Source organism: Streptomyces sp. NPDC051907 (genome assembly GCF_040681075.1).
Taxonomy (GTDB): domain Bacteria; phylum Actinomycetota; class Actinomycetes; order Streptomycetales; family Streptomycetaceae; genus Streptomyces.
In genome coordinates, this window is sequence record NZ_JBFAYB010000006.1 from 53,184 (window position 1) to 71,789 (window position 18,606).

17 protein-coding genes are annotated in these 18,606 nt (G+C 72.4%); 3 read left to right on the forward strand and 14 right to left on the reverse strand.

Going from position 1 to position 18,606, the window contains the following annotated elements; translation table 11 throughout:
• Window positions 1–62: 62 nt before the first annotated feature.
• From AB0M39_RS06020 to AB0M39_RS06035, 4 genes are all read right to left on the reverse strand, one after another.
• Window positions 63–893 (reverse strand): inositol monophosphatase family protein, encoded by an 831-nt coding sequence (locus tag AB0M39_RS06020; RefSeq protein ID WP_365360625.1) that lies wholly within the window; start codon window positions 891–893, stop codon window positions 63–65.
• A gap of 230 nt (window positions 894–1,123) precedes the next feature.
• Window positions 1,124–1,780 carry a M15 family metallopeptidase gene (locus tag AB0M39_RS06025; RefSeq protein WP_365360627.1) on the reverse strand — a complete coding sequence of 219 codons (657 nt, stop codon included), beginning with the start codon at window positions 1,778–1,780 and terminating at the stop codon, window positions 1,124–1,126.
• A gap of 14 nt (window positions 1,781–1,794) precedes the next feature.
• A complete protein-coding gene (locus AB0M39_RS06030) occupies window positions 1,795–2,382 on the reverse strand; it encodes a TetR family transcriptional regulator (RefSeq protein ID WP_365360629.1) in 588 nt (195 codons plus the stop codon).
• A 5-nt stretch (window positions 2,383–2,387) separates the two neighbouring features.
• Window positions 2,388–3,824, reverse strand: a complete 1,437-nt coding sequence (locus AB0M39_RS06035; protein WP_365360631.1) for an amidase — start codon at window positions 3,822–3,824, stop codon at window positions 2,388–2,390.
• Window positions 3,825–3,882: 58 nt separating this feature from the next.
• Between AB0M39_RS06035 and AB0M39_RS06040 the strand changes: the two genes are divergently transcribed.
• Window positions 3,883–4,674, forward strand: coding sequence for an SDR family NAD(P)-dependent oxidoreductase (locus AB0M39_RS06040; protein WP_365360633.1), 792 nt, complete (start codon window positions 3,883–3,885; stop codon window positions 4,672–4,674).
• Window positions 4,675–4,690: 16 nt separating this feature from the next.
• On the opposite strand, the gene AB0M39_RS06045 is transcribed toward AB0M39_RS06040, so the two are convergent.
• The 8 genes from AB0M39_RS06045 to AB0M39_RS06080 all read right to left on the reverse strand — a co-directional run bounded on the left by AB0M39_RS06045 (window position 4,691) and on the right by AB0M39_RS06080 (window position 13,943).
• Window positions 4,691–6,199, reverse strand: a complete 1,509-nt coding sequence (locus AB0M39_RS06045) for an NCS1 family nucleobase:cation symporter-1 (RefSeq protein ID WP_365360635.1) — start codon at window positions 6,197–6,199, stop codon at window positions 4,691–4,693.
• A gap of 137 nt (window positions 6,200–6,336) precedes the next feature.
• On the reverse strand, window positions 6,337–7,335 hold the full coding sequence (locus tag AB0M39_RS06050; protein WP_365360637.1) for a TIGR03842 family LLM class F420-dependent oxidoreductase: 999 nt from the start codon (window positions 7,333–7,335) through the stop codon (window positions 6,337–6,339).
• Window positions 7,336–7,383: 48 nt separating this feature from the next.
• Window positions 7,384–8,790: a dihydropyrimidinase gene (hydA, locus tag AB0M39_RS06055; RefSeq protein WP_365360639.1), complete on the reverse strand. Its 1,407-nt coding sequence runs from the start codon at window positions 8,788–8,790 to the stop codon at window positions 7,384–7,386.
• Between the two features lie 165 nt (window positions 8,791–8,955).
• Window positions 8,956–10,236 (reverse strand): aspartate aminotransferase family protein, encoded by a 1,281-nt coding sequence (locus AB0M39_RS06060; protein ID WP_365360641.1) that lies wholly within the window; start codon window positions 10,234–10,236, stop codon window positions 8,956–8,958.
• The gene (locus AB0M39_RS06065; RefSeq protein ID WP_365360643.1) at window positions 10,233–11,075 is read right to left on the reverse strand and encodes a nitrilase-related carbon-nitrogen hydrolase; all 843 of its coding nucleotides are present in this window, start codon (window positions 11,073–11,075) and stop codon (window positions 10,233–10,235) included. The genes AB0M39_RS06060 and AB0M39_RS06065 overlap by 4 nt, the downstream gene beginning before the upstream one ends.
• Window positions 11,076–11,233: 158 nt before the next feature.
• Window positions 11,234–13,147 carry a hypothetical protein gene (locus AB0M39_RS06070; protein ID WP_365360645.1) on the reverse strand — a complete coding sequence of 638 codons (1,914 nt, stop codon included), beginning with the start codon at window positions 13,145–13,147 and terminating at the stop codon, window positions 11,234–11,236.
• Between the two features lie 118 nt (window positions 13,148–13,265).
• A complete protein-coding gene (locus AB0M39_RS06075; RefSeq protein WP_365360646.1) occupies window positions 13,266–13,646 on the reverse strand; it encodes a PPOX class F420-dependent oxidoreductase in 381 nt (126 codons plus the stop codon).
• A gap of 42 nt (window positions 13,647–13,688) precedes the next feature.
• Window positions 13,689–13,943 (reverse strand): helix-turn-helix transcriptional regulator, encoded by a 255-nt coding sequence (locus AB0M39_RS06080; RefSeq protein WP_365360648.1) that lies wholly within the window; start codon window positions 13,941–13,943, stop codon window positions 13,689–13,691.
• A 55-nt stretch (window positions 13,944–13,998) separates the two neighbouring features.
• Here AB0M39_RS06080 and map point away from each other — a divergent pair, with 55 nt between their 5' ends.
• On the forward strand, window positions 13,999–14,766 hold the full coding sequence (gene map / locus AB0M39_RS06085; RefSeq protein WP_365360649.1) for a type I methionyl aminopeptidase: 768 nt from the start codon (window positions 13,999–14,001) through the stop codon (window positions 14,764–14,766).
• A 150-nt stretch (window positions 14,767–14,916) separates the two neighbouring features.
• Here map and AB0M39_RS06090 read toward each other — a convergent pair whose 3' ends face one another.
• Together AB0M39_RS06090 and ggt are read right to left on the reverse strand one after the other, a co-directional pair.
• Window positions 14,917–15,633: a glycoside hydrolase family 75 protein gene (locus tag AB0M39_RS06090; RefSeq protein WP_365360843.1), complete on the reverse strand. Its 717-nt coding sequence runs from the start codon at window positions 15,631–15,633 to the stop codon at window positions 14,917–14,919.
• Between the two features lie 283 nt (window positions 15,634–15,916).
• Entirely contained in the window at window positions 15,917–17,746 is a 1,830-nt protein-coding gene (gene ggt / locus AB0M39_RS06095; protein WP_365360651.1) for a gamma-glutamyltransferase, read from the reverse strand.
• A gap of 104 nt (window positions 17,747–17,850) precedes the next feature.
• Here ggt and AB0M39_RS06100 point away from each other — a divergent pair, with 104 nt between their 5' ends.
• Window positions 17,851–18,594, forward strand: coding sequence for a hypothetical protein (locus tag AB0M39_RS06100; protein ID WP_365360653.1), 744 nt, complete (start codon window positions 17,851–17,853; stop codon window positions 18,592–18,594).
• Window positions 18,595–18,606: the final 12 nt, after the last annotated feature.

The window sequence follows — 18,606 nt, forward strand, 5'->3', positions numbered from 1 at the left end:
GTCCGCGGTGGACGCCGGGCGCCGTGCCCGTGTCCGTGCCGCTCAGCGCGAGAGCGGCCCGTTCAGCGCGAGAGCAGCCCGTGCACCCGTGCCGCCGTCGCCGCGTCCCTCGCCGCCGTGAACGGAAGGGCGTTGCCGCCGGTTATACGGAACGGCTCGCCCGCGAGCGTGGTGTGCGCGCCGCCCGCCTCGGTGACGAGCAGGATGCCCGCCGCGTGGTCCCAGGCCAGCTCCCAGGAGAAGGCGGTCGCGTCCAAAGCGCCGCGCGCGACCGCCAGATACTCCAGGCCCGCCGAGCCGCAGGGCCTGGCCTGCACGCCCGGCGCGTCCAGGCCGAGCAGCGCATGCTTCTGGTCGGGGGTCGTGTAGTCGGGGTGGGAGTGGGCGATCCGCAGGTCCGCCCCGGGCGCGGGCGAACCCGACGTGATCGGCTCGCCGTTGAGCCGCGCGCCGCCGCCTCGCACGGCGACGGCCATCTCGTCGAGCTCCGGCGCGTACGTCCAGGAGGCGAGCAGCTCGCCGTGGTGGGCGAGGGCGACCAGGGTGCAGAACCCGGGGTCGCCGTGGACGAACTGCCGGGTGCCGTCGACCGGGTCGACGATCCACACGGGCGCGTCGCCGTGCAGCGCCTCGTACACGGACGGGTCGGCGTGCACCGCCTCCTCGCCGACCACCACGGACCCGGGCAGCAGTGCGGTCAGGGACGCGACGAGGTGCTCCTCGGCGCGCTGGTCGGCGATCGTCACCAGGTCGTGCGGCCCGCTCTTCTGGTCGATCTCGTGCGCGGCGAGCTGCCGGAAGCGGGGCGTGATCTCGGCGGCGGCCGCCTTGCGAACCGCCTCCTCGACCTCGGCGAGAGAGCCGGGGCCGACGTTCGGGAATTCATCGATCATGCGTCCAGCTAAGCACGGCCCGCTGACATCGCGCCGTACGCCCAGCGCCGCACCGCGTCACCGTGCGTTCGCCTGGAGTTCGCGGCGAGGGCCGGTGCGGCGATCTGCGGGCCTCGGTCACCGACGGCGACCGGCCGCGCGCAGACGGTCACCTGTGCAGGTCAGCTCCGGCCGAGACCGGGTCGGCGGCCGTCGGCCGTAAACGGGTCGGATCCCGTCACCCGGGCAGGTCAGCTCCCGTCGGCCGAGAAGTGGTGGTAGTCCGGCCGCTGCCACCGGCCGCCCCACTCCCAGCCGACGTCGTCCATAGCGGTCGTCAGAGCGTCCCCGGGCCGGATCATGCCCTTGGCCGCCGAATCGTCGCGGTCCAGGTGCCGCGCGCCGGCCGGCGGGTGGACGGTCCCCGAGCCGTCGACGTACGGGTTCTCGAGCGGGTTGACGTCGACCGCGTCCCCATAGGAGTGCCGGGACACCCTGCCGGGGTCGCCCGTGACCGTCCGGCAGTTGAAGGCGGAGGTGTTGTCGTGCGCCATGGCCGCCTCGTCGTCTCCGTCGTAGCGGGCCATGACGTGCATGCGCCGGATCGGGTAGCGGTCCTCGAAGGCCTCGCCGAAGACGTGCAGCAGGGGGCGGACGGCGTCCTGATGGACGATCAGCTCGCCGCGGTGGACGCGTCCGTCGAACCCCCAGTGGTTCATCTCGATCAGCCGCAGCCGCTCGGGCGGCACCGGGCACCCGGGCCGGTGGCTCGCGCCGAGCTTGGCCTGCGGCACCTCGCCGACCCGCGCATGGAGCTGCGGCGGCGCGCCGTGGGCCTGGACGGGCGCGGCGGCGAGGACCAGGGCCAGGGCCAGGAGGGGCGCGGCGGCCCTGCGCGCGATGACCACCCTTCCATGCTGCTCTACCGGGCGGCGTCCTGCCCGACCGCTCCCCGCGCGAGCAGCAGCAGCGCGTCGACGAGGTCCTCGGCCGGGCCGCCCGTCGCCATGCGGCGCAGCTGGAGGCCCATGACCAGGGCGACGGTGGTGGCCGCGAGCCGTTCGGCGTCCGGGACGCCGAGTCCGGCGAGGATCTGCGCGGCGAGGCGGTCGTACGCCGCGAACGCCTCCGCCGCCGCCTCCCGCAGGCGCGGGTCGCGCCCCGCCTCGACGTACAGCTCGAAGGGGGCGATGTGCTCGCTGTCGAAGGAGGCGCCGCCCGCCACCTGCCCGGCGAGGGCCGCCGCGCCCTCGATGTCGACGCACTCGCTCTGGCACTCGTCGGCGAGCTCGGTGAAGCGGCGGGTCTCCTCGCGCACGAAGTGCAGCAGGCTCTCGCGGAGCAGCTCGTGCTGGGTCTCGAAGTGGTAGGTGACCGAGCCGAGCGAGACTCCCGCCTCCTTGGCGATCCGCCGGTTGGTGACCGCCGCCACGCCGTCCTTGCCGATGATGTGCAGCACGGCTGCGATGATGCGCTGTCTGGTGGGGGCCGAGCGGGCGGGACTGGACATGCCGGTCATTGTTCCACCGGCACGCTCCCCCGGCTGACAGGGGCGGGCGGACGCCGGTCGTGCCAGCGCTGGTCCGCTTCGAGTTGGGCGGCCAGCGAGATCAGCCGCTCCTCGGCGCCCTGCGGGCCCAGCAGCTGGGCCCCCACGGGAAGTCCGTCGGCCGTGATGCCCGCGGGGACGTTGACGCCGGGCCAGCCGAGGACGTTCCAGGGCCAGGCGTAGGGGCAGGCGGCGGCCATAGCTGTGTCGGTGCGCCAGGCGCTCAGCCCGTCGAACGCGCCGATGCGGGTCGGCGGGGCCGCGGTGGTGGGCGTGAGCACCACGTCGAACCCGGCGGTGTCGAAGATCGCGCCGATCCTCCGGTGCTGGCGGGCCTCCCGGGCGCGGGCGGCCCGCACGATCCGGCCGCCGAGCTGCCGCCCATGGCGCATGGCGCCGCGGGTACGCGGGTCCAGCAGCGCCGGGTCGGGGTGCAGGGCGGCGACCTGGGCGATGCCCGCGGTGGCGCGGGGCACGAAGGCGAGGCCGATCAGCCCGTAGCGCGGGCGGGCCTCCTCCACCTGGTGGCCGAGGCGGGCGAGGGCCTCGGCGAGCGCGGTGACGGCGCGGCGCACCTCGGGGTGGGGCGTGCTGCGGGTGAGGGTGAGCGGGGGCCGCCAGGCGAGCGCGATGCGCAGCCGGCCGGGGTCGCGGCGGGCGGCGGCCGACGCGTCGATCGGCTTCGGCCGGTGCAGGTCCTGGGCGTGCAGGCCCTGTACGACGTCGAGCAGGAGCGCGGCGTCGCCGACGGTGCGGGCGAGCGGCCCGTTGACGGTGAGGCCTTGGAAGGCGTCGGCGTAGGGGTGCACGGAGACCCGGCCGCGCTGCGGCTTGATGCCGACGAGATGGGTCCAAGCGGCGGGGATGCGGATCGAGCCGGCCCCGTCGGAGCCGAGGGCGGCGGGCACCAGCCCGGCGGCGACGGCGGCCGCCGATCCGCCGGAGGAGCCGCCCGGGGTGTGGTCCGTGGACCAGGGGTTGCGGGTGGCGCCGAAGGCGGGGCCCTCGGTGAACGGCCACTGGCCGAGCTCGCAGGAGTTGGTCTTGCCGACGATCACGGCCCCGGCAGCGCGGAGGCGGCGCACCGCCTCGCCGTCCGCGACGGCCGGCGGCATCTCGCCCCGGCAGCCGAAGAGGGTGGGCAGGCCGGCGACGTCCGTGTCGTCCTTGACGGCTATGGGCACGCCCAGCAGCGGCAGCCGCTCCCCCGCGGCCAGCCTCCGGTCCGCGTCCCTGGCCTCCTCGATCGCCGCTTCGCCGCGGACCCATCGGAAGGCGTTGATCGAGCTCTGGCTCGCCTCGATGCGCTCCACGGCGCCCGTCACGAGCGCCTCGGATGTGGCCAGCCCCTCCGTCAACAGACGTGTGTGCTCTGCCAGTCCGCCGAATTCCACTGTGGACACGACCGCCCCGCCTCCCTATTGTTCGTTCGAACGAACAGAACTACTGGAGGGTAACCAGATGCGCATCACCGGAGCAACCGTTCTGCTCACCGGAGTCACCGGAGGCATCGGCGGCGCTCTCGCCGCCGAACTGTCGGCGCGAGGAGCCGAGTTGGTGCTGACCGGCCGCCGTGCCGAGGCGGTCAAGCCGCTCGCCGACCGCTATGGCGCGCGCACGATCGTCGCCGACCTCGCGGACCCGGACGACGTACGCCGCCTCGCCGACGAGGCGGCCGACACGGACATACTGATCGCCAACGCCGCGCTGCCCTCCAGCGGCGACCTGCTGGAGTACACCCCCGACCAGCTCGACCGCGCTCTCGCGGTGAACCTCCGCGCCCCCGCCATGCTGGCCCGCCTGCTCTCGCCCGCCATGGTCGACGCCGGCCGCGGCCATCTCGCCTTCGTCGGCTCGATCTCGGGCAAGGCGGCCACCAAGTCCGCCTCGCTCTACTCCGCGACCAAGTTCGGACTGCGCGGCTTCGCGCTGGGCCTGCGCCAGGATCTGCACGGCACGGGCGTCGGCGTCTCCATCGTCCAGCCCGGCTTCGTACGCGATGTGGGCATGTTCGCCGCGACGGGCGCGGCGCTGCCGCCCGGGATGCGCACGGTCTCCCCGCGCCAGGTGGTGGCGGGCGTCGTGCGCGCGGTGGAGCGCGACGCGGCCGAGGTCAACGTCGCCCCGCTGGAGCTGAGGCTGCTGAGCGCCGTCGCCGGCCAGTTCCCGGGGTTCGCCGAGCGGGTGCAGCGCCTGGGCGCGGGCGACAGGACGCTCCGTCAGATGGTCGCCGCCCAGCGCTCCCGCCGCTGAGGCACGGCCCGCGCGCTCAGGCGCTCCGCTCGCGCTCCGGCAGCATCAGCACGGTGTACAGCCCGAGCGCCGCCGCGAGCCCCACCGCCCAGCCGTAGTCCGCGAGGGGCCTCAGGAAGGGGATCAGGCCCTCCTCGGGGAAGGGTCCCTTGCCCTCGGCGGAGTGCGAGCCGCCCACCGCCAGCAGCCCGCCGACCAGGAAGGCGGCCACGGCCCGCAGATTCCAGCCGGAGGCGTACCAGTAGCGCCCGCCCGGGGTGTAGAGCGCCGCGAGGTCCAAGACGGTCCGGCGGATGATCCAGTAGTCCGCGATGAGGATGCCCGCGACCGTGCCGAGCAGGCCGCCGACCAGCCCGAGCCAGGTGAAGATGTAGAGCTCGGGCGTCTCGGTCAGCTTCCACGGCATGATCAGTACGCCGACGACCCCGGAGATCAGCGCTCCCGCACGGAAGTCGATCAGCTTGGGCGCGAGGTTGGCGAGGTCGTACGCGGGCGAGACGACGTTCGCCGCGATGTTCACCGAGATCGTGGCGATCAGCACGGTCACCAGCGCGAAGAGCAGCCCGAAGACGTTGTCGGTCTTGGCGGCGAGCTGGACCGGGTCCCAGACCGCCGCTCCGTAGACCGCCTGGGAGCCGGAGGTGACGAAGACCGACAGCAGCGCGAAGAGCGTCATCGTGGTCGGCAGGCCGAGCGACTGGCCCCAGATCTGGGCGCGCTGGCCGGCGCCGAAGCGGGTGAAGTCGGGGATGTTCAGCGACAGGGTGGACCAGAAGGCGATCATGCCCATCAGCGCGGGGAAGAAGACCGGCCAGAAGTCCTCTCCCCAGCCCAGTTTGGAGGGCTGGTCGAGCAGCGGGCCGAGGCCGCCGGCCTTCATCGCGATCCAGACCAGCAGGACCACCGCGCCGACGATGACGAAGGGCGCCGCCCAGTTCTCGAAGCGGCGCAGCGCCTCCATCCCCCGGTAGATGATGGCGAGTTCGAGCGCCCAGAAGAGCACGAAGCACACCCAGAGCGTCCACGGCTGCCCGCCGACCTCCGTCGCGGTCGCCCAGCCGCCGAAGATCTTGCCGAGCAGGATGAAGATGCCCTGCCCGCCGATCCAGGTCTGGATGCCGAACCAGGCGCAGGCCACCCCGGCCCGGATCAGGGCCGGCAGGTTCGCCCCGATCAGCCCGAAGGAGGCGCGCGCGAGCACCGGGAAGGGAATGCCGTACTTGGGTCCCGCGTGGCCGGTGAGGAGCATCGGGAACAGCACGATCACATTGGCCAGGGCGATCGTGAAGACCGCCTGCTTCCAGTCCATGCCCAGGGCGACCAGGCCCGAGGCGAGCAGCCAGGACGGGATGTTGTGGGCCATGCCGACCCACAGGGCGGCGAAGTTGTAGGTGGTCCAGCGGCGCTTGGCGAGCGGAACCGGCAGCAGGTCGTCGTTGACGAAGCGGCCGTCGGCGGGGACGGCGCCCGGGGCGAGCTCGACGCGGCCGTCGTCGTGGGTGCGCGGTATGACGGTGTCGCTCATGGAGGGGAGCCTTCCGTTCAGGTACGAGCGCCTGCGTGCCGTTGCCGGGGCTCCGCCCCGAACCCGGCGCCCCGAGGGCGCCGGACTGTCCGTCGTCCGTGGTCGATCGCCGTACGGCCGGGCCCCCCGTCCCGGCCTCACCTCAGCGCGGGGATGACCTTCTCTCCGTACGCGTCGATGGTCGCCTCCTTGGCGTCGTGCATGTCGTAGACGGCGAACTGGTCGACGCCCAGCTCGCGCAGCGCCTTCAGCTTCTCGATGTGCGCCTCGGCCGGGCCGAGCAGACAGAAGCGGTCGACGATCTCGTCCGGCACGAAGTCCGTGGACGGATTGCCCGCGCGGCCGTGGTGGCTGTAGTCGTAGCCCTCGCGCGCCTTGATGTACGAGGTGAGGGCCTCGGGCACCAGATCGGAGTGCTCGCCGTACCGGGCGACCAGGTCGGCGACGTGGTTGCCGACCATGCCGCCGAACCAGCGGCACTGGTCGCGGGCGTGCTCGACGTCGTCGCCCACGTAGGCGGGCGCGGCGACGCAGATGGTCACCGAGGACGGGTCGCGCCCGGCGTCGGAGGCCGCGGTGCGCACGGCCTTGACCATCGTCTCGGTGAGATAGGGGTCGGCGAGCTGGAGGATGAACCCGTCGGCCTTCTGCCCGGCGAGCGCCAGCGCCTTGGGGCCGTAGGCGGCCATCCAGACCGGCAGCCGGCCCTCGCGCACCCACGGCAGCCGCAGCGGCTGCCCGTCGACGACGGCCTCGCGCCCCTCCGCCAGGTCGCGGATGACGTCGATCGCCTCGCCGAGGCGGGCGAGGGTGTTGGGCTTGCGCCCCGCGACGCGCATCGCCGAGTCGCCGCGGCCGATGCCGCACACCGTGCGGTTGCCGTGCATGTCGTTGAGCGTCGCGAAGGTGGAGGCGGTGACCTCCCAGGTCCGGGTCCCGGGGTTGGTCACCATCGGTCCGACGATGAGCTTGCTGGTGTGCTCGAGGATCTGGCTGTAGATCACGAAGGGCTCCTGCCAGAGCACCGCCGAGTCGAAAGTCCAGCCGTAGCGGAAGCCGTTGCGCTCCGCGCGCCGCATCAGGCCGACCACCGCCGAGGCCGGCGGGTCGGTCTGCAGGACAAGTCCGAAGTCCATGGCCTGGCCACTCCTAGATGAGGAACTTCAGCACCCCTGAGTGAAGTGCTAGAGGAGGTACTGACAGGTGCCGCGGGGCGTGTACTGGCCGTGTCCCGCCCGGCCGGTGAAGTCCCGCTCGTCGATGACGACGTCGCCGCGCGAGAGCACGGTCTCCACCCGGCCGGTGATCCGCCTGCCTTCGTACGCCGAGTAGTCGACGTTCATGTGATGGGTCTGGGCCGAGATGGTCTGCTCGGCGTGCGGGTCGTAGACGACGACGTCGGCGTCGGCGCCCGGGGCGATGGTCCCCTTCTTGGGGTAGAGCCCGAACATCCTGGCCGGGGTGGCGCACGCGATCTCGATCCAGCGCCGCCGGGTCAGATGCCCGTCCAGGACCGCCTGGTGGAGCAGGTCCATCCGGTGCTCCACGCCGGGCAGTCCGTTGGGGATCTTGGAGAAGTCGCCGCGGCCCAGCTCCTTCTGCCCCGTGAAGCAGAACGGGCAGTGGTCCGTGGAGACGACCTGGAGGTCGTTGGTGCGCAGTCCGCGCCAGAGCGCCGCCTGGTGCACCTTGGGCCGCAGCGGAGTCGAGCACACGTACTTCGCGCCCTCGAAGTCCGGCTCGGCGAGGTTGTCGGTGGACAGGAAGAGGTACTGCGGGCAGGTCTCGCCGAAGACGTTGAGCCCCATGTCACGCGCGGTGGCGAGCTCGGCGACGGCCTCCTCGGCCGAGACGTGCACGACGTACAGCGGCGCTCCGGCGACCCGGGCGAGCTGGATCGCGCGGTGGGTGGCCTCGGCCTCCAGCAGGACCTTGCGCACCTCGCCGTGGTGGCGGGGGTCGGTCTCGCCGCGCTGGAGGGCCTGTTCGACCAGGACGTCGATCGCGATGCCGTTCTCGGCGTGCATCATGATCAGCCCGCCGTTGCCGGCGGAGCGCTGCATGGCGCGCAGGATCTGGCCGTCGTCGCTGTAGAAGACGCCGGGGTAGGCCATGAAGAGCTTGAAGGAGGTGATGCCCTCCTCCACCAGCAGGTCCATCTCCTTCAGCGAACGCTCGTTGACGTCGGAGAGGATCATGTGGAACGCGTAGTCGATCGCGCACTTGCCGTCGGCCTTGGCGTACCAGGCGTCCAGGCCCTCGCGCAGCGAGTGCCCGACGGACTGGACGGCGAAGTCGACGATGGTGGTGGTGCCGCCCCAGGCGGCGGCCCGCGTCCCGGTCTCGAAGGTGTCCGAGGCGAAGGTTCCGCCGAACGGCAGCTCCATATGGGTGTGGGCGTCGACGCCGCCCGGGATGACGTACTTGTTCGTCGCGTCGATGGTGCGGCCTGCGGTCCAGGACTCCGCGGTGGGCGAGCCGTGCGCGGCGAGCGCGGCGATCCGGCCGTCCTCGATCAGTACGTCGGCGTGCATCTCGTCCGCGGCGGTGATGACCAGGCCGCCCCGGATCAGGGTGCGGATGCTGCTCATGCTCCCTCTGCTCCCTCTCAGTACGGTCAAGCTCGGTACGGTCAGGCTCAGTACGGTCGGTGCGGTCAGTGCGGTCGGGCTCAGTACGGTCGGGTCGGCGCGGCACGCTCGGCGCCTCGCGCTCTCCGTTCGCTCGGCCCTCCTCCGGGGCGCCCTGGACCTGGACTACAGGCTGCGGAGCGCCTGTTCGAGGATCGACGCGCCTTCCTCCGCCTCGGCCACGGTCAGCGACAGCGGCGGGGCGATGCGCAGGACGCTGGTGTCGTGGCCGCCGCCCTTGCCGATCAGCAGCCCGCCGTCGCGGGCGGCCTCCAGCACGGCCGACGCGGCCTCGGGGTTGGCCTCGTCGGTGCCCGGCTTGACCAGTTCGATGCCGGCCATCAGACCCCGGCCGCGCACCTCCCGCACCTCCGGCACGCCCGCGCCGATCGCGCGCAGCCGCTCCAGGAGCAGTCCGCCCACCCGGCGGGCGTTGCCCTGGAGGTCGTGCTCCAGCAGATACGAGAGGTTGGCGAGGCCGGCCGCCATGGTGACCGGCGAGCCGCCGAACGTCGAGATGGAGTTGGCGTCCAGGCAGTTCATGATCTCCGCGCGGGCGACGACGCCCCCGATGGACATGCCGTTGCCGATGCCCTTGGCGAAGGTGAGGACGTCCGGCGGCCCGTTGACGCCGTGCGCCTGCCAGCCCCAGAAGTGCTCGCCGGTGCGGCCCCAGCCGGTCTGCACCTCGTCCGAGATCCACAGGATGCCGTGCCGGTCGAGCACTTCGCGGAACGCGGCGTACAGACCGTCCGGCGGCGAGGTGAAGCCGCCGACGCCCTGGATGGGCTCGGCGATCAGCGCGGCGACGTCGCGCGTGTGGCCGAGCAGGTCCTCGAGGTCGGCGACGCACGCCTCGACGAACTGCGCGTCCGACAGATGGGAATAGGGCCCCCGGGTGCGGACGCCGCCGTGCACGTACAGCGTCTGCAGCGGCGAGAGACTGGTCGGCGACCAGCCTCGGTTGCCGGTGATGGAGACGGCCGAGAAGGAGCGGCCGTGGTAGCTGTTGCGCATCGCCAGGATCTGGTTGGAGCGGCGGTAGGCGGTGGCGAGCAGCAGGGCGGTGTCGTTGGCCTCGGTGCCCGAGGTGGTGAAGAAGACCCGGGCGTCGGGGATCTGGGAGAGGGTGGCCACCCGCTCGGCGAGGTCGACCATAGGGCGGTTGAGGTAGAGCGTCGAGCTATGGATGATCCGCTCGGACTGCTCGCTGATCGCCTTGGTGACCTCGGGCAGCGCGTGGGCGGTCATGGTGGTGAGGATGCCGCCGAAGAAGTCCAGGTAGCGCCTGCCGTCGGCGTCCCAGACGTGGCGGCCCTCGCCGTGCGTGATCTCTATGGGCTGCTTGTAGTAGAGCGCGACCCAGTCGGGGATGACGGCCTTGTGGCGGGCGTAGAGGTCGTTCACGGCTGGACCAGCCCCTCGTAGGCGTCGGGGCGCCGGTCTCGGTAGAACGCCCACTGCTGGCGCACCTCCTCGATCAGCCCGAAGTCGAGGTCCCGCACCACCAGTTCCTCCTCCTTGTCGCTGGCGACCTCGCCGACGAACTGGCCGCGCGGGTCGACGAAGTAGCTGGTGCCGTAGAAGTCGTTGTCGCCGTACTCCTCCTGGCCGACGCGGTTGATCGCGGCCACGAAGTAGGCGTTGGCGACGGCGGACGCGGGCTGCTCCAGCTGCCATAGATGCCCGGACAGGCCGCGCGAGGTGGCGGAGGGGTTGTAGACCAGCTGAGCGCCGTTGAGGCCCAGTTGCCGCCAGCCCTCGGGGAAGTGCCGGTCGTAGCAGATGTAGACGCCGACCTTGCCGACGGCCGTCTCGAAGACGGGCCAGCCGAGGTTTCCGGGTTTGAAGTAGTACTTCTCCCAGAAGCCCTTCACCTGGGGGATGTGGTGCTTGCGGTACTTGCCGAGATACGCGCCGTCGGCGTCGATCACGGCGGCGGTGTTGTAGTAGAAGCCCGAGCCGTCGATCTCGAAGACCGGGACGACGACCACCATGCCGGTCTCGCGGGCGAGGTCCTGCATCCGGCGCACGGTGGGGCCGTCGGGGACCGGCTCGGCCCAGCGGTAGTGCTCCGCCTCCTGGACCTGGCAGAAGTACGGAGCGTTGAAGACCTCTTGGAAGCCGATGACCTTGGCGCCCTGCCGGGCCGCCTCTCTGGCGTGTTGCTCATGTTTGGCAATCATGGAATCGGTGTCGCCGGTCCAGGTCGCCTGGACGAGCGCGGCGCGTACGACATCAGCCATGAGGTGCTCCTTCGACGGCGCGTCAACGAGCTTCTACGCACGTAGATGCGGTGCGTAGGAGGAGAACGTAAGCCCCGTCACACACTGGGGCAAGACCATCGTCATTAACCCGCAGAGTCGATCATGTTTCGCACCCGAGCGGTCCACACCGAACGGGTTCAGCCGCCGAGGTGGCCTGCCACGCGCAGCGCGTGGACGAGATCGCGCTCACGGCCTGCGGAGATCGCACGCGCGGCCGACAGCAGTCGCGGCACGAGCCGACGCGGGTCGCGATCGGCGATCTTGGCGGTCTCCTCGGCGGTGCGCACCTGTACGAAGGCGGTCAGCAACGCGCCCGCCTGGGGCTCGCGGCCCTCGTCCTCCAGCGTAAGCACAGCGGAGGCGATCTCGTCGGCGGAACGGGCGACTCCCTGCCGCAGCAGCTGGCGGCCGTCCTCGACATGGCCTTCGGCGGCGAGCGCGTCGGCCGCGGCCGAGAGCTGTAAGGCCGGCTGGGAGGCGACCTCCCAGAGCAGCGTCTGCCAGTCGGCGTCGAGGCCCGCGCGGTGGAGTTCGGCGGCGATCACGGGCAGCCAGGGGGCGGGCCGGCCGGCGGCCTCGCAGAGCAGGACGTGGGCCTCGCCGCCGCGGCCCTGCGCGCGGAGCCCGACGAGTTCGGCGACGGTATCGCGGGCGGCGCGCAGCGCGCCCTCGGGAGGGGGCGGCGCGGCGGGGGCGTGGTCCGCGGGAGCGGCGGCGCCGCCATAGCGGGCGCCGCGGCGTACGCCGTCGGCGACGGGCAGCAGGGGAACGGCGGCGACCTCGCGACCCTCGTCCTCCACTCCGGCGAACCGGGCGCCGCGGGGGCGTCGTTTCTTGGCGGGTTTGGCGGGCTTGCCGGGCTTGCCGGGCTTGCCGGGCTTGCCGGCTGGGGCGGGCTTCTCGGACCACGCGGGGGGCGCGGGCTGGGCAGGGCGGTCGAGTGGCGCGTCGTAGGCGGGCGTCTGCGGGGCGGGGGCGTCCTGGCCCGCGTCGGTGAAGGCGGACCACGTTTGCGCCTGGGGACCCGGCTCGGGCGGGAGATGGGGCTCGAAGGGGGGCTCGACCTGGGGCTGGGTCGGGATCTCGGACTGCGGGAGGGCCGGGGTTTGGGCTTGGATCTGGTCCTGCGCCTGAGCTTGGGTCTGGGCCTCGAACCGGGCCTGGGCGTCGGCCTCTGCCTGCGCCTGGGCCTGGACCTCGAACTGGGCCTGGGCCTGAGCTTGGGTCTGAGCCTGACCCTCGAACTGGGCCTGCGTCTCGGCCTCGAACCGGGCCTGGGCGTCGGCCTCAGCCTGGGCTTGGGTCGGAGCCTGAGCTCGGGCCTCGAACCGGGCCTGGGCGTCGGTCTCAGCCTGCGCCTGGGCCTCGAACCGGGCCTGCGCCTGGGCCTGGGGCTGGCCCTGAGCCTGCGCCTCGGCCTGGGCCTCGAACCGGGCCCGGACCTGAGCTTGGGTCTGAGTCTGACCTTCGAACTGGGCCTGCGCCTCGGCCTCGAACCGCGCCTGGGCCCGCGCCTCGGCCTCACCCTGGGCCCCGAACCGCGCCTCCGCGTCGGCGCGGGTCCCCCGTTCCCACCCCGCGAGCCTTGAGTGGATCTCCGCGACGCGGGCCGTCGCTCGGGTGTGGTCGTCGCGGGTCCAGGCCAGTTCATGGGCGAGCTGTTCGGCCTCCGCCGTGCCCTGCGCCGTCGTGCTCAGCAGATGCAGCAGCTCCTCGGTCCGGGCCCTCGCGTACGTCTGCTCGCGCAGCATCAGCTCCAGCCGCTCCGTCAGCGCCTCGCGCCCGCCCGGCTGCCGGTCGTGGACCGCTGCGGCGGCCGCGTGCAGCCCCGACGCGCGGACGGCCTCGGCCTGCGCGGCGGCCTCGCCGCGCACCCCCGCGAGGTCCTGGAGCAGCGCCTCCACCACGTCCCAGGGCGGTATCTCGGTCCCGTCGAGGCAGGCCCGCATCCCGTCGGGGTCCCGCTGCCAGAAGATCGCGCACCAGCCGTCCCCGGGGTCGAGCAGCGCGACCAGGTCCCGCAGATATCGCGCGAACACATCCGCTTCCACCGGAAGTCGATGCACCGTCACCGCCGTCCCGCCCCACCGTCGAACTGGAGTCTTCCGGTCCTTTAGGCACCGGAGGCATTCGACCGCAGTTGTGTTACGACGCTGCTACGCGCTGTTTTCAGATAGTGACCGCGATGCCGGTGTGCGGGCGCTTGCCGAGGCGCACGACCGTCGCGGGCCAGTCGACCAGCCAGTACTGCCAGGTGTACTTGCGCGCCAGCAGCTTGCGGACCCGGCCCGTGCCGGCCTCGTCCAGCAGCCGGGCGGTGCCCTCGGCGCTCGGCGCGCCCTCCGCGATCCGGCCGCGCGCGTCGCAGACCGTGACGACGACACGGGTGTCGTTGCGCAGCCGCTTGATCTTCCACGCGTCGGAGCGGGACCAGACGAACAGCTCGCCGCCGTCCGCCGCGAACCACACGGGCGTGGCGACTCCCGTCCCGTTCTTACGGAACGTGGTCAGGCTGATGTACCGGGCGCCGGCGAAGTCCTCGATGCTCACGAGCGGAGCCTACGCCGCTTCCCGGGCGACCGCGGCCGCCGGCTAGGCCGCGGGGGCCAGCGCGCAGCTCGTCACCAGCTCGTCCATGGAGAGGCCGAGCACCGCGGCCAGCGCCGCCACCGTGAAGAAGGCGGGGGTCGGGGCGCGGCCCGTCTCGATCTTGCGCAGCGTCTCAGGGGAGATCCCGGCGGCCCCGGCGATCTCCACCATGCTGCGCTCGGCGCGCGCCAGGCGCAGCAGCCGGCCGAGCCGCTCGCCGCGTTCGCGTTCTTCTGGGGTGAGAGGGGTACGGACCATGGCGTTATTCTAATGCCGGTATTCATATACCGGAAGGACCGGTATAGTAATTGGCATGGTGGAGATCAAGACAGACGCCTCGATCGAGGCGATGCGCGAGGCCGGCCGCGTCGTCGCCCAGGCTCTCGCGGCGGTCCAGGACAAGGCGGCGGTCGGCGTCAGCCTCCGCGAGCTCGACAGAGCGGCCCGCGCGGTCCTCGTAGCGTCCGGCGCCGGCTCGCCCTTCCTCGACTACCGCCCCGACTGGGCGCCGACCCCCTTCCCGGCCGTCGTCTGCACGTCCGTGAACGACGCGATCGTGCACGGCATCCCCGACGACTACCGGCTGCGCGACGGCGACCTGGTGAGCGTCGACTGCGGCGCGATCCGCGGCGGCTGGGTCGGGGACGCGGCGGTCAGCTTCACGGTCGGGACCGCCCGCCCCGAGGACGTGCGGCTGATCCGCATCGCCGAGCGGGCCCTGGAGGCGGGCATCGCGGCCGCCGTCGTCGGCAACCGCATCGGGGACATCGCCCATGCCGTCGGCCGGGTCTGCCGCACCGCCGGATACGGCATCCCGGACGGCTTCGGCGGCCACGGCGTGGGCCGCCAGATGCACGAGGACCCGGGCGTGCCGAACGAGGGGCGGCCGGGCCGGGGCATGCCGCTGCGCCACGGCATGGTGCTCGCGATCGAGCCCATGGTGATCGCCAGCGGCTCTGACTGGCACTACACCGCGGACGACGGCTGGACGATCCGTACAACGGACGGCAGCCGCGCCTCGCACGCCGAGCACACGGTGGCGATCACGGACGACGGCCCGCGGATCCTCACCGCACTGTGACCCGGACGGCGACCCCGGGCGGTCACCCGCACCGCGACCCGGGCGGCTCGCACCGCCCGGACGCGCCGCCCGGACCCCCGGCCAGGTCTGGCGATCCGGCCAGGCTGACGACCCGGCCGGATTGACGTTCCGTCAGTTCAGGCGCGCGTCTCAGTTGTCCGCCAGGAACTGCCGCGCGAGCGAGTCGCCGAGCTCGACCGCGGCGCTGTGGCTCTCGATCGGCGTCGCCTTGGAGTTCTTGAACAGGATGTACGCCACCCCCGACGCGACCCCGCCCGTCCGCGGATCCGGGTCGATGTCCAGCGCCTTGGCGGCTGCGTAGGAGGCCTCGCCGATGATGCCGACGGGTCCTGTGTCGCCCACGACGGCGTACTCGACCTTGCCGTCGTAGACGACCGCCGCCACGGAACCGCCGGAGATTTCGGACGTCTTGTAGTTCCAGGCAGTGCTGGGGCTCGGCACGACGACGAACGGCAGCTTCGCCGAGTTGAGATGCTTGCCGTCGGACTGCTGGAAAGCGGTGTTGGGCTGGAACCACGGGTCGGTCGTGGCGTTGCACTGGGTGGTCCGCTGACCGTCGCAGTCGATGTCCATGTCGGCTTTCCAGTAGACCGCCCCCTTGAGCCCGCACACCGGCACAGTCGCGCCGGCGGCCGCGTCCGTGCGGTACTTGCCCTTGGAGATCTGGGTGCAGCTGCCGAGCTCGGCGAGCAGATCGGCCGCGGACACCGACCCCTCCACAGGCACGGAGGCCTCCACAGGCGCCGAGCGCTCCGAGCCCTCCACAGGCGCCGAGGACTCCGCATGCACCGAGCCGTCCGCATGGTCCGAGGCATCCGCATGCCCCGAGGCCTCCAGACGCGGCATGGATCCATCCTCAGGCATGGATCCATCCTCCAAGCCCTCCAGGCGCTCGCCGCTCGCGCTCGCCTCCTGGAAGGCGGCGCTCAAAGGGGTGTCGGCCGAGGCGGCGGCGGGCAGGGCGGCGGCCGCGAGCAGGGCGGCGCCGCCGGCCACGGCGAGGGCTGAGTGTCGAATGCGCACAGGGAGCCTTTCTGTTCAGACAGCTCCCTACCCCTGATGCGCCGGCCCGCCTCCGGTCAGCCGCCGGACGGGTTACGCCCGGCGGCTGTTCGGACCTGTCCTGCGGCTAGCGCCCCGAGCCGTGGCTCGGGTGGACGACCATCGCCGAGCCGCCGCCGCGCCGGACCTTCTCCGCCGCCGCGAGCCATCGCCCGTCCGGCAGCCGCTCGATCGCGGTCGCCGCGCCGATCTCCGGGTTCTGCCGGAAGCCGTGCCCGATCGCCTCGAGCTCCGCCCGCAGCTTGCTGTCCCACAGACCGGGCTCGATCTCGGTCGTCGGCTGATTGCGCTGGCTGGCGCGCGGGGCCGCGATGGCCTCCACCAGCGGCAGACCCCGGTCCAGACGACCCGTCAGCGTCTGCAGCACCGTGGTGATGATGGTCGCGCCGCCCGGGGAGCCCAGCGCCAGCACCGGCCGGCCGTCCTCCAGGACGATCGTCGGCGACATCGACGAGCGCGGGCGCTTGCCCGGGCCCGGCAGATTCGGGTCGTGGACCGCGGGGTTCGCCGGGGCGAAGGAGAAGTCGGTCAGCTCGTTGTTGAGCAGGAAGCCGCGTCCCGGCACGGTGATGCCGCTGCCGCCCGTCGACTCGATGGTGAGGGTGTACGCGACGACGTTGCCCCATTTGTCGGCGGCCGTCAGATGCGTGGTGTTCTCGCCCTCGTACGTGGTGGGGGCCGGCGTGCCCGAACCCCCGCACCGCGCCGGCTTCCTGGGATCGCCGGGCGCGAGCGGGCTGGCGAGCACCGCGTCGTCCTTGATCAGGCACTCGCGCGAGTCGGCGAACCGCTGCGAGAGCAGGCCCTTGGTCGGCACGTCCTCGAAGGCCGGGTCGCCGACCCACCGTCCCCGGTCCGCGAAGGCGATACGGCTCGCCTCGATCATGCGGTGCAGATACTGGGTCTGCGAGACCTCGGACAGGTCGGTCCGCTCCAGGATGTTCAGCGCCTCGCCGACGGTCGTGCCGCCCGACGAGGACGGCGCCATGCTGTAGACGTCCAGACCGCGGTAGTTCGTCTTGGTGGGCGCGCGCCGGATGGTCTCGTAGGACCGCAGGTCCCGCAGGGTCAGATCGCCGGAGCGCACGACCCGGGTCGCCTTCGGGCTCACCGGGGGCCTCTGCACCGTGCGGACGATGTCCTCGGCCAGCTTCCCCTCGTAGAGCGCGCCGACGCCCTTGCGTCCCAGCTCCCCGTAGGTGCGCGCCAGATCGGGGTTCTTGATGACCGACCCGACGACGGGCAGCCGCCCGCCGGGCAGGAACAGCTCGGCCGTGGCGGGGAAGTCGGCGAAGCGCGCCTCGTTGGCCGCGGTCTGCGAGCGGAACGTCTCGTCGACGGTGAAGCCGTCCTTCGCCAGCCGCTCCGCGGGCTTCAGCAGCTGCCGCAGCGGCCGGGTGCCCCAGGCGTCGAGCGCGGCCTCCCAGGTCGCCGGGGTGCCGGGGACGCCGACCCCGCGGCCGCTCGTCATGCCCTCCTCGAACGGGATGGGCTTGCCGTTCTCCAGGAACAGGGACGCGTCCGCCGAGCGCGGGGCGGTCTCGCGGCCGTCGACGGTGTGGACCTGACGGGAGCGGGCGTCGTAGTAGACGAAGTAGCCTCCGCCGCCGATGCCCGCGGAGTACGGCTCGGTGACGCCGAGGGCGGCGGCGGTCGCGACGGCCGCGTCCACGGCGTTTCCGCCGCGCCGCAGCACCTCGATGCCGGCCGCCGAGGCGTCCGCGTCGACGCTGGAGACCGCGCCGCCGTATCCGGCCGCCACCGGCGTCTTGACGGGCGCTGTGTCCGCCGCCGCCCCCGCCGGCGGGGAGTGGGTCGGCGGGGCGGCCGCTCCGATCGAGACAACGGCCGCTGCAACGGCCAAAAACGAGACATTCCGTGCGGCGGAACGACGCATCCGTACCTCCAGTCAACGTACGTCTGCGCAGCGTAACTTCACCGCCGGTCCGACGTCAGGACCGCCTCGAACAACGGTCCGCCTCACCGCTAACATGCGCGCCCATGACGGACGACGTACGCAACATCGTGCTCGGCGTGGCGGCCACCGGGATCAGCGCGACTCTCGGCTGGCTCGCCCGCACCTACCTCTGGCGGCGCAGACTCCGCCGCAAGCAGGCGTTCTTCGGGCTGCCGGGCAACTCGGAGTCCCTGCTCGTCGTCAACCGCGAGGCCGGCCGCGACGGCTCGGTGCACCGCTTCGACGTCTTCGCGCTGCTCGAGCTCGCCGCCCTGATCAAGGACTGCGGGGCGAACGCCCAGATCGTCTGGCACGACATAGCCCAGCAGGGCTTCGGCGAGCGCACGGAGTTCTGCGTGGGCGGCCCGGTGGTCAATCGCCGGATGGCCGCCCATCTGCAGTCCCTGCTCCCCGGCATCAAGATCAACACCGAGCCCGAACCGGGCCCTGACCAGGGTGCTTTCCAGATCGGCTCGGAGCAGTACCGCATGGAGCCCGGTGTCTGCGAGTACGTGCTGCTGGCACGGCTGACCGCCGGGCAGGACGCCCGGCCGGTCTTCCTCTTCTGCGGCCAGCGCGCCATCACCAACCAGGCGGCCACCCGCTATCTGGCCCGCAACCACACCAAGCTCAGCCGCAAGCACGGCGGCAACTCGTTCTGTCTGCTGCTGAAGGTCACCAACTCCCAGGCGTACGGGCCCGACGTGGTGGAGCTGGTCGCCGATGTGACGCGCACCGCCCAGGCCCCGCTCCCGGTGGGGCGCGCCTCGCACCGCGCGGCCGACTGACGGCTCCCCGGC

Coding starts and splice junctions, on each gene's coding strand:
- AB0M39_RS06020 (WP_365360625.1), bottom strand. CDS start 893: ATGATCGATGAATTCCCGAACGTCGGCCCCGGCTCTCTCGCCGAGGTC.
- AB0M39_RS06030 (WP_365360629.1), bottom strand. CDS start 2,382: ATGTCCAGTCCCGCCCGCTCGGCCCCCACCAGACAGCGCATCATCGCA.
- AB0M39_RS06040 (WP_365360633.1), top strand. CDS start 3,883: ATGCGCATCACCGGAGCAACCGTTCTGCTCACCGGAGTCACCGGAGGC.
- AB0M39_RS06045 (WP_365360635.1), bottom strand. CDS start 6,199: ATGAGCGACACCGTCATACCGCGCACCCACGACGACGGCCGCGTCGAG.
- AB0M39_RS06050 (WP_365360637.1), bottom strand. CDS start 7,335: ATGGACTTCGGACTTGTCCTGCAGACCGACCCGCCGGCCTCGGCGGTG.
- hydA (WP_365360639.1), bottom strand. CDS start 8,790: ATGAGCAGCATCCGCACCCTGATCCGGGGCGGCCTGGTCATCACCGCC.
- AB0M39_RS06065 (WP_365360643.1), bottom strand. CDS start 11,075: ATGGCTGATGTCGTACGCGCCGCGCTCGTCCAGGCGACCTGGACCGGC.
- AB0M39_RS06080 (WP_365360648.1), bottom strand. CDS start 13,943: ATGGTCCGTACCCCTCTCACCCCAGAAGAACGCGAACGCGGCGAGCGG.
- map (WP_365360649.1), top strand. CDS start 13,999: ATGGTGGAGATCAAGACAGACGCCTCGATCGAGGCGATGCGCGAGGCC.
- AB0M39_RS06090 (WP_365360843.1), bottom strand. CDS start 15,633: ATGCCGCGTCTGGAGGCCTCGGGGCATGCGGATGCCTCGGACCATGCG.
- ggt (WP_365360651.1), bottom strand. CDS start 17,746: ATGCGTCGTTCCGCCGCACGGAATGTCTCGTTTTTGGCCGTTGCAGCG.
- AB0M39_RS06100 (WP_365360653.1), top strand. CDS start 17,851: ATGACGGACGACGTACGCAACATCGTGCTCGGCGTGGCGGCCACCGGG.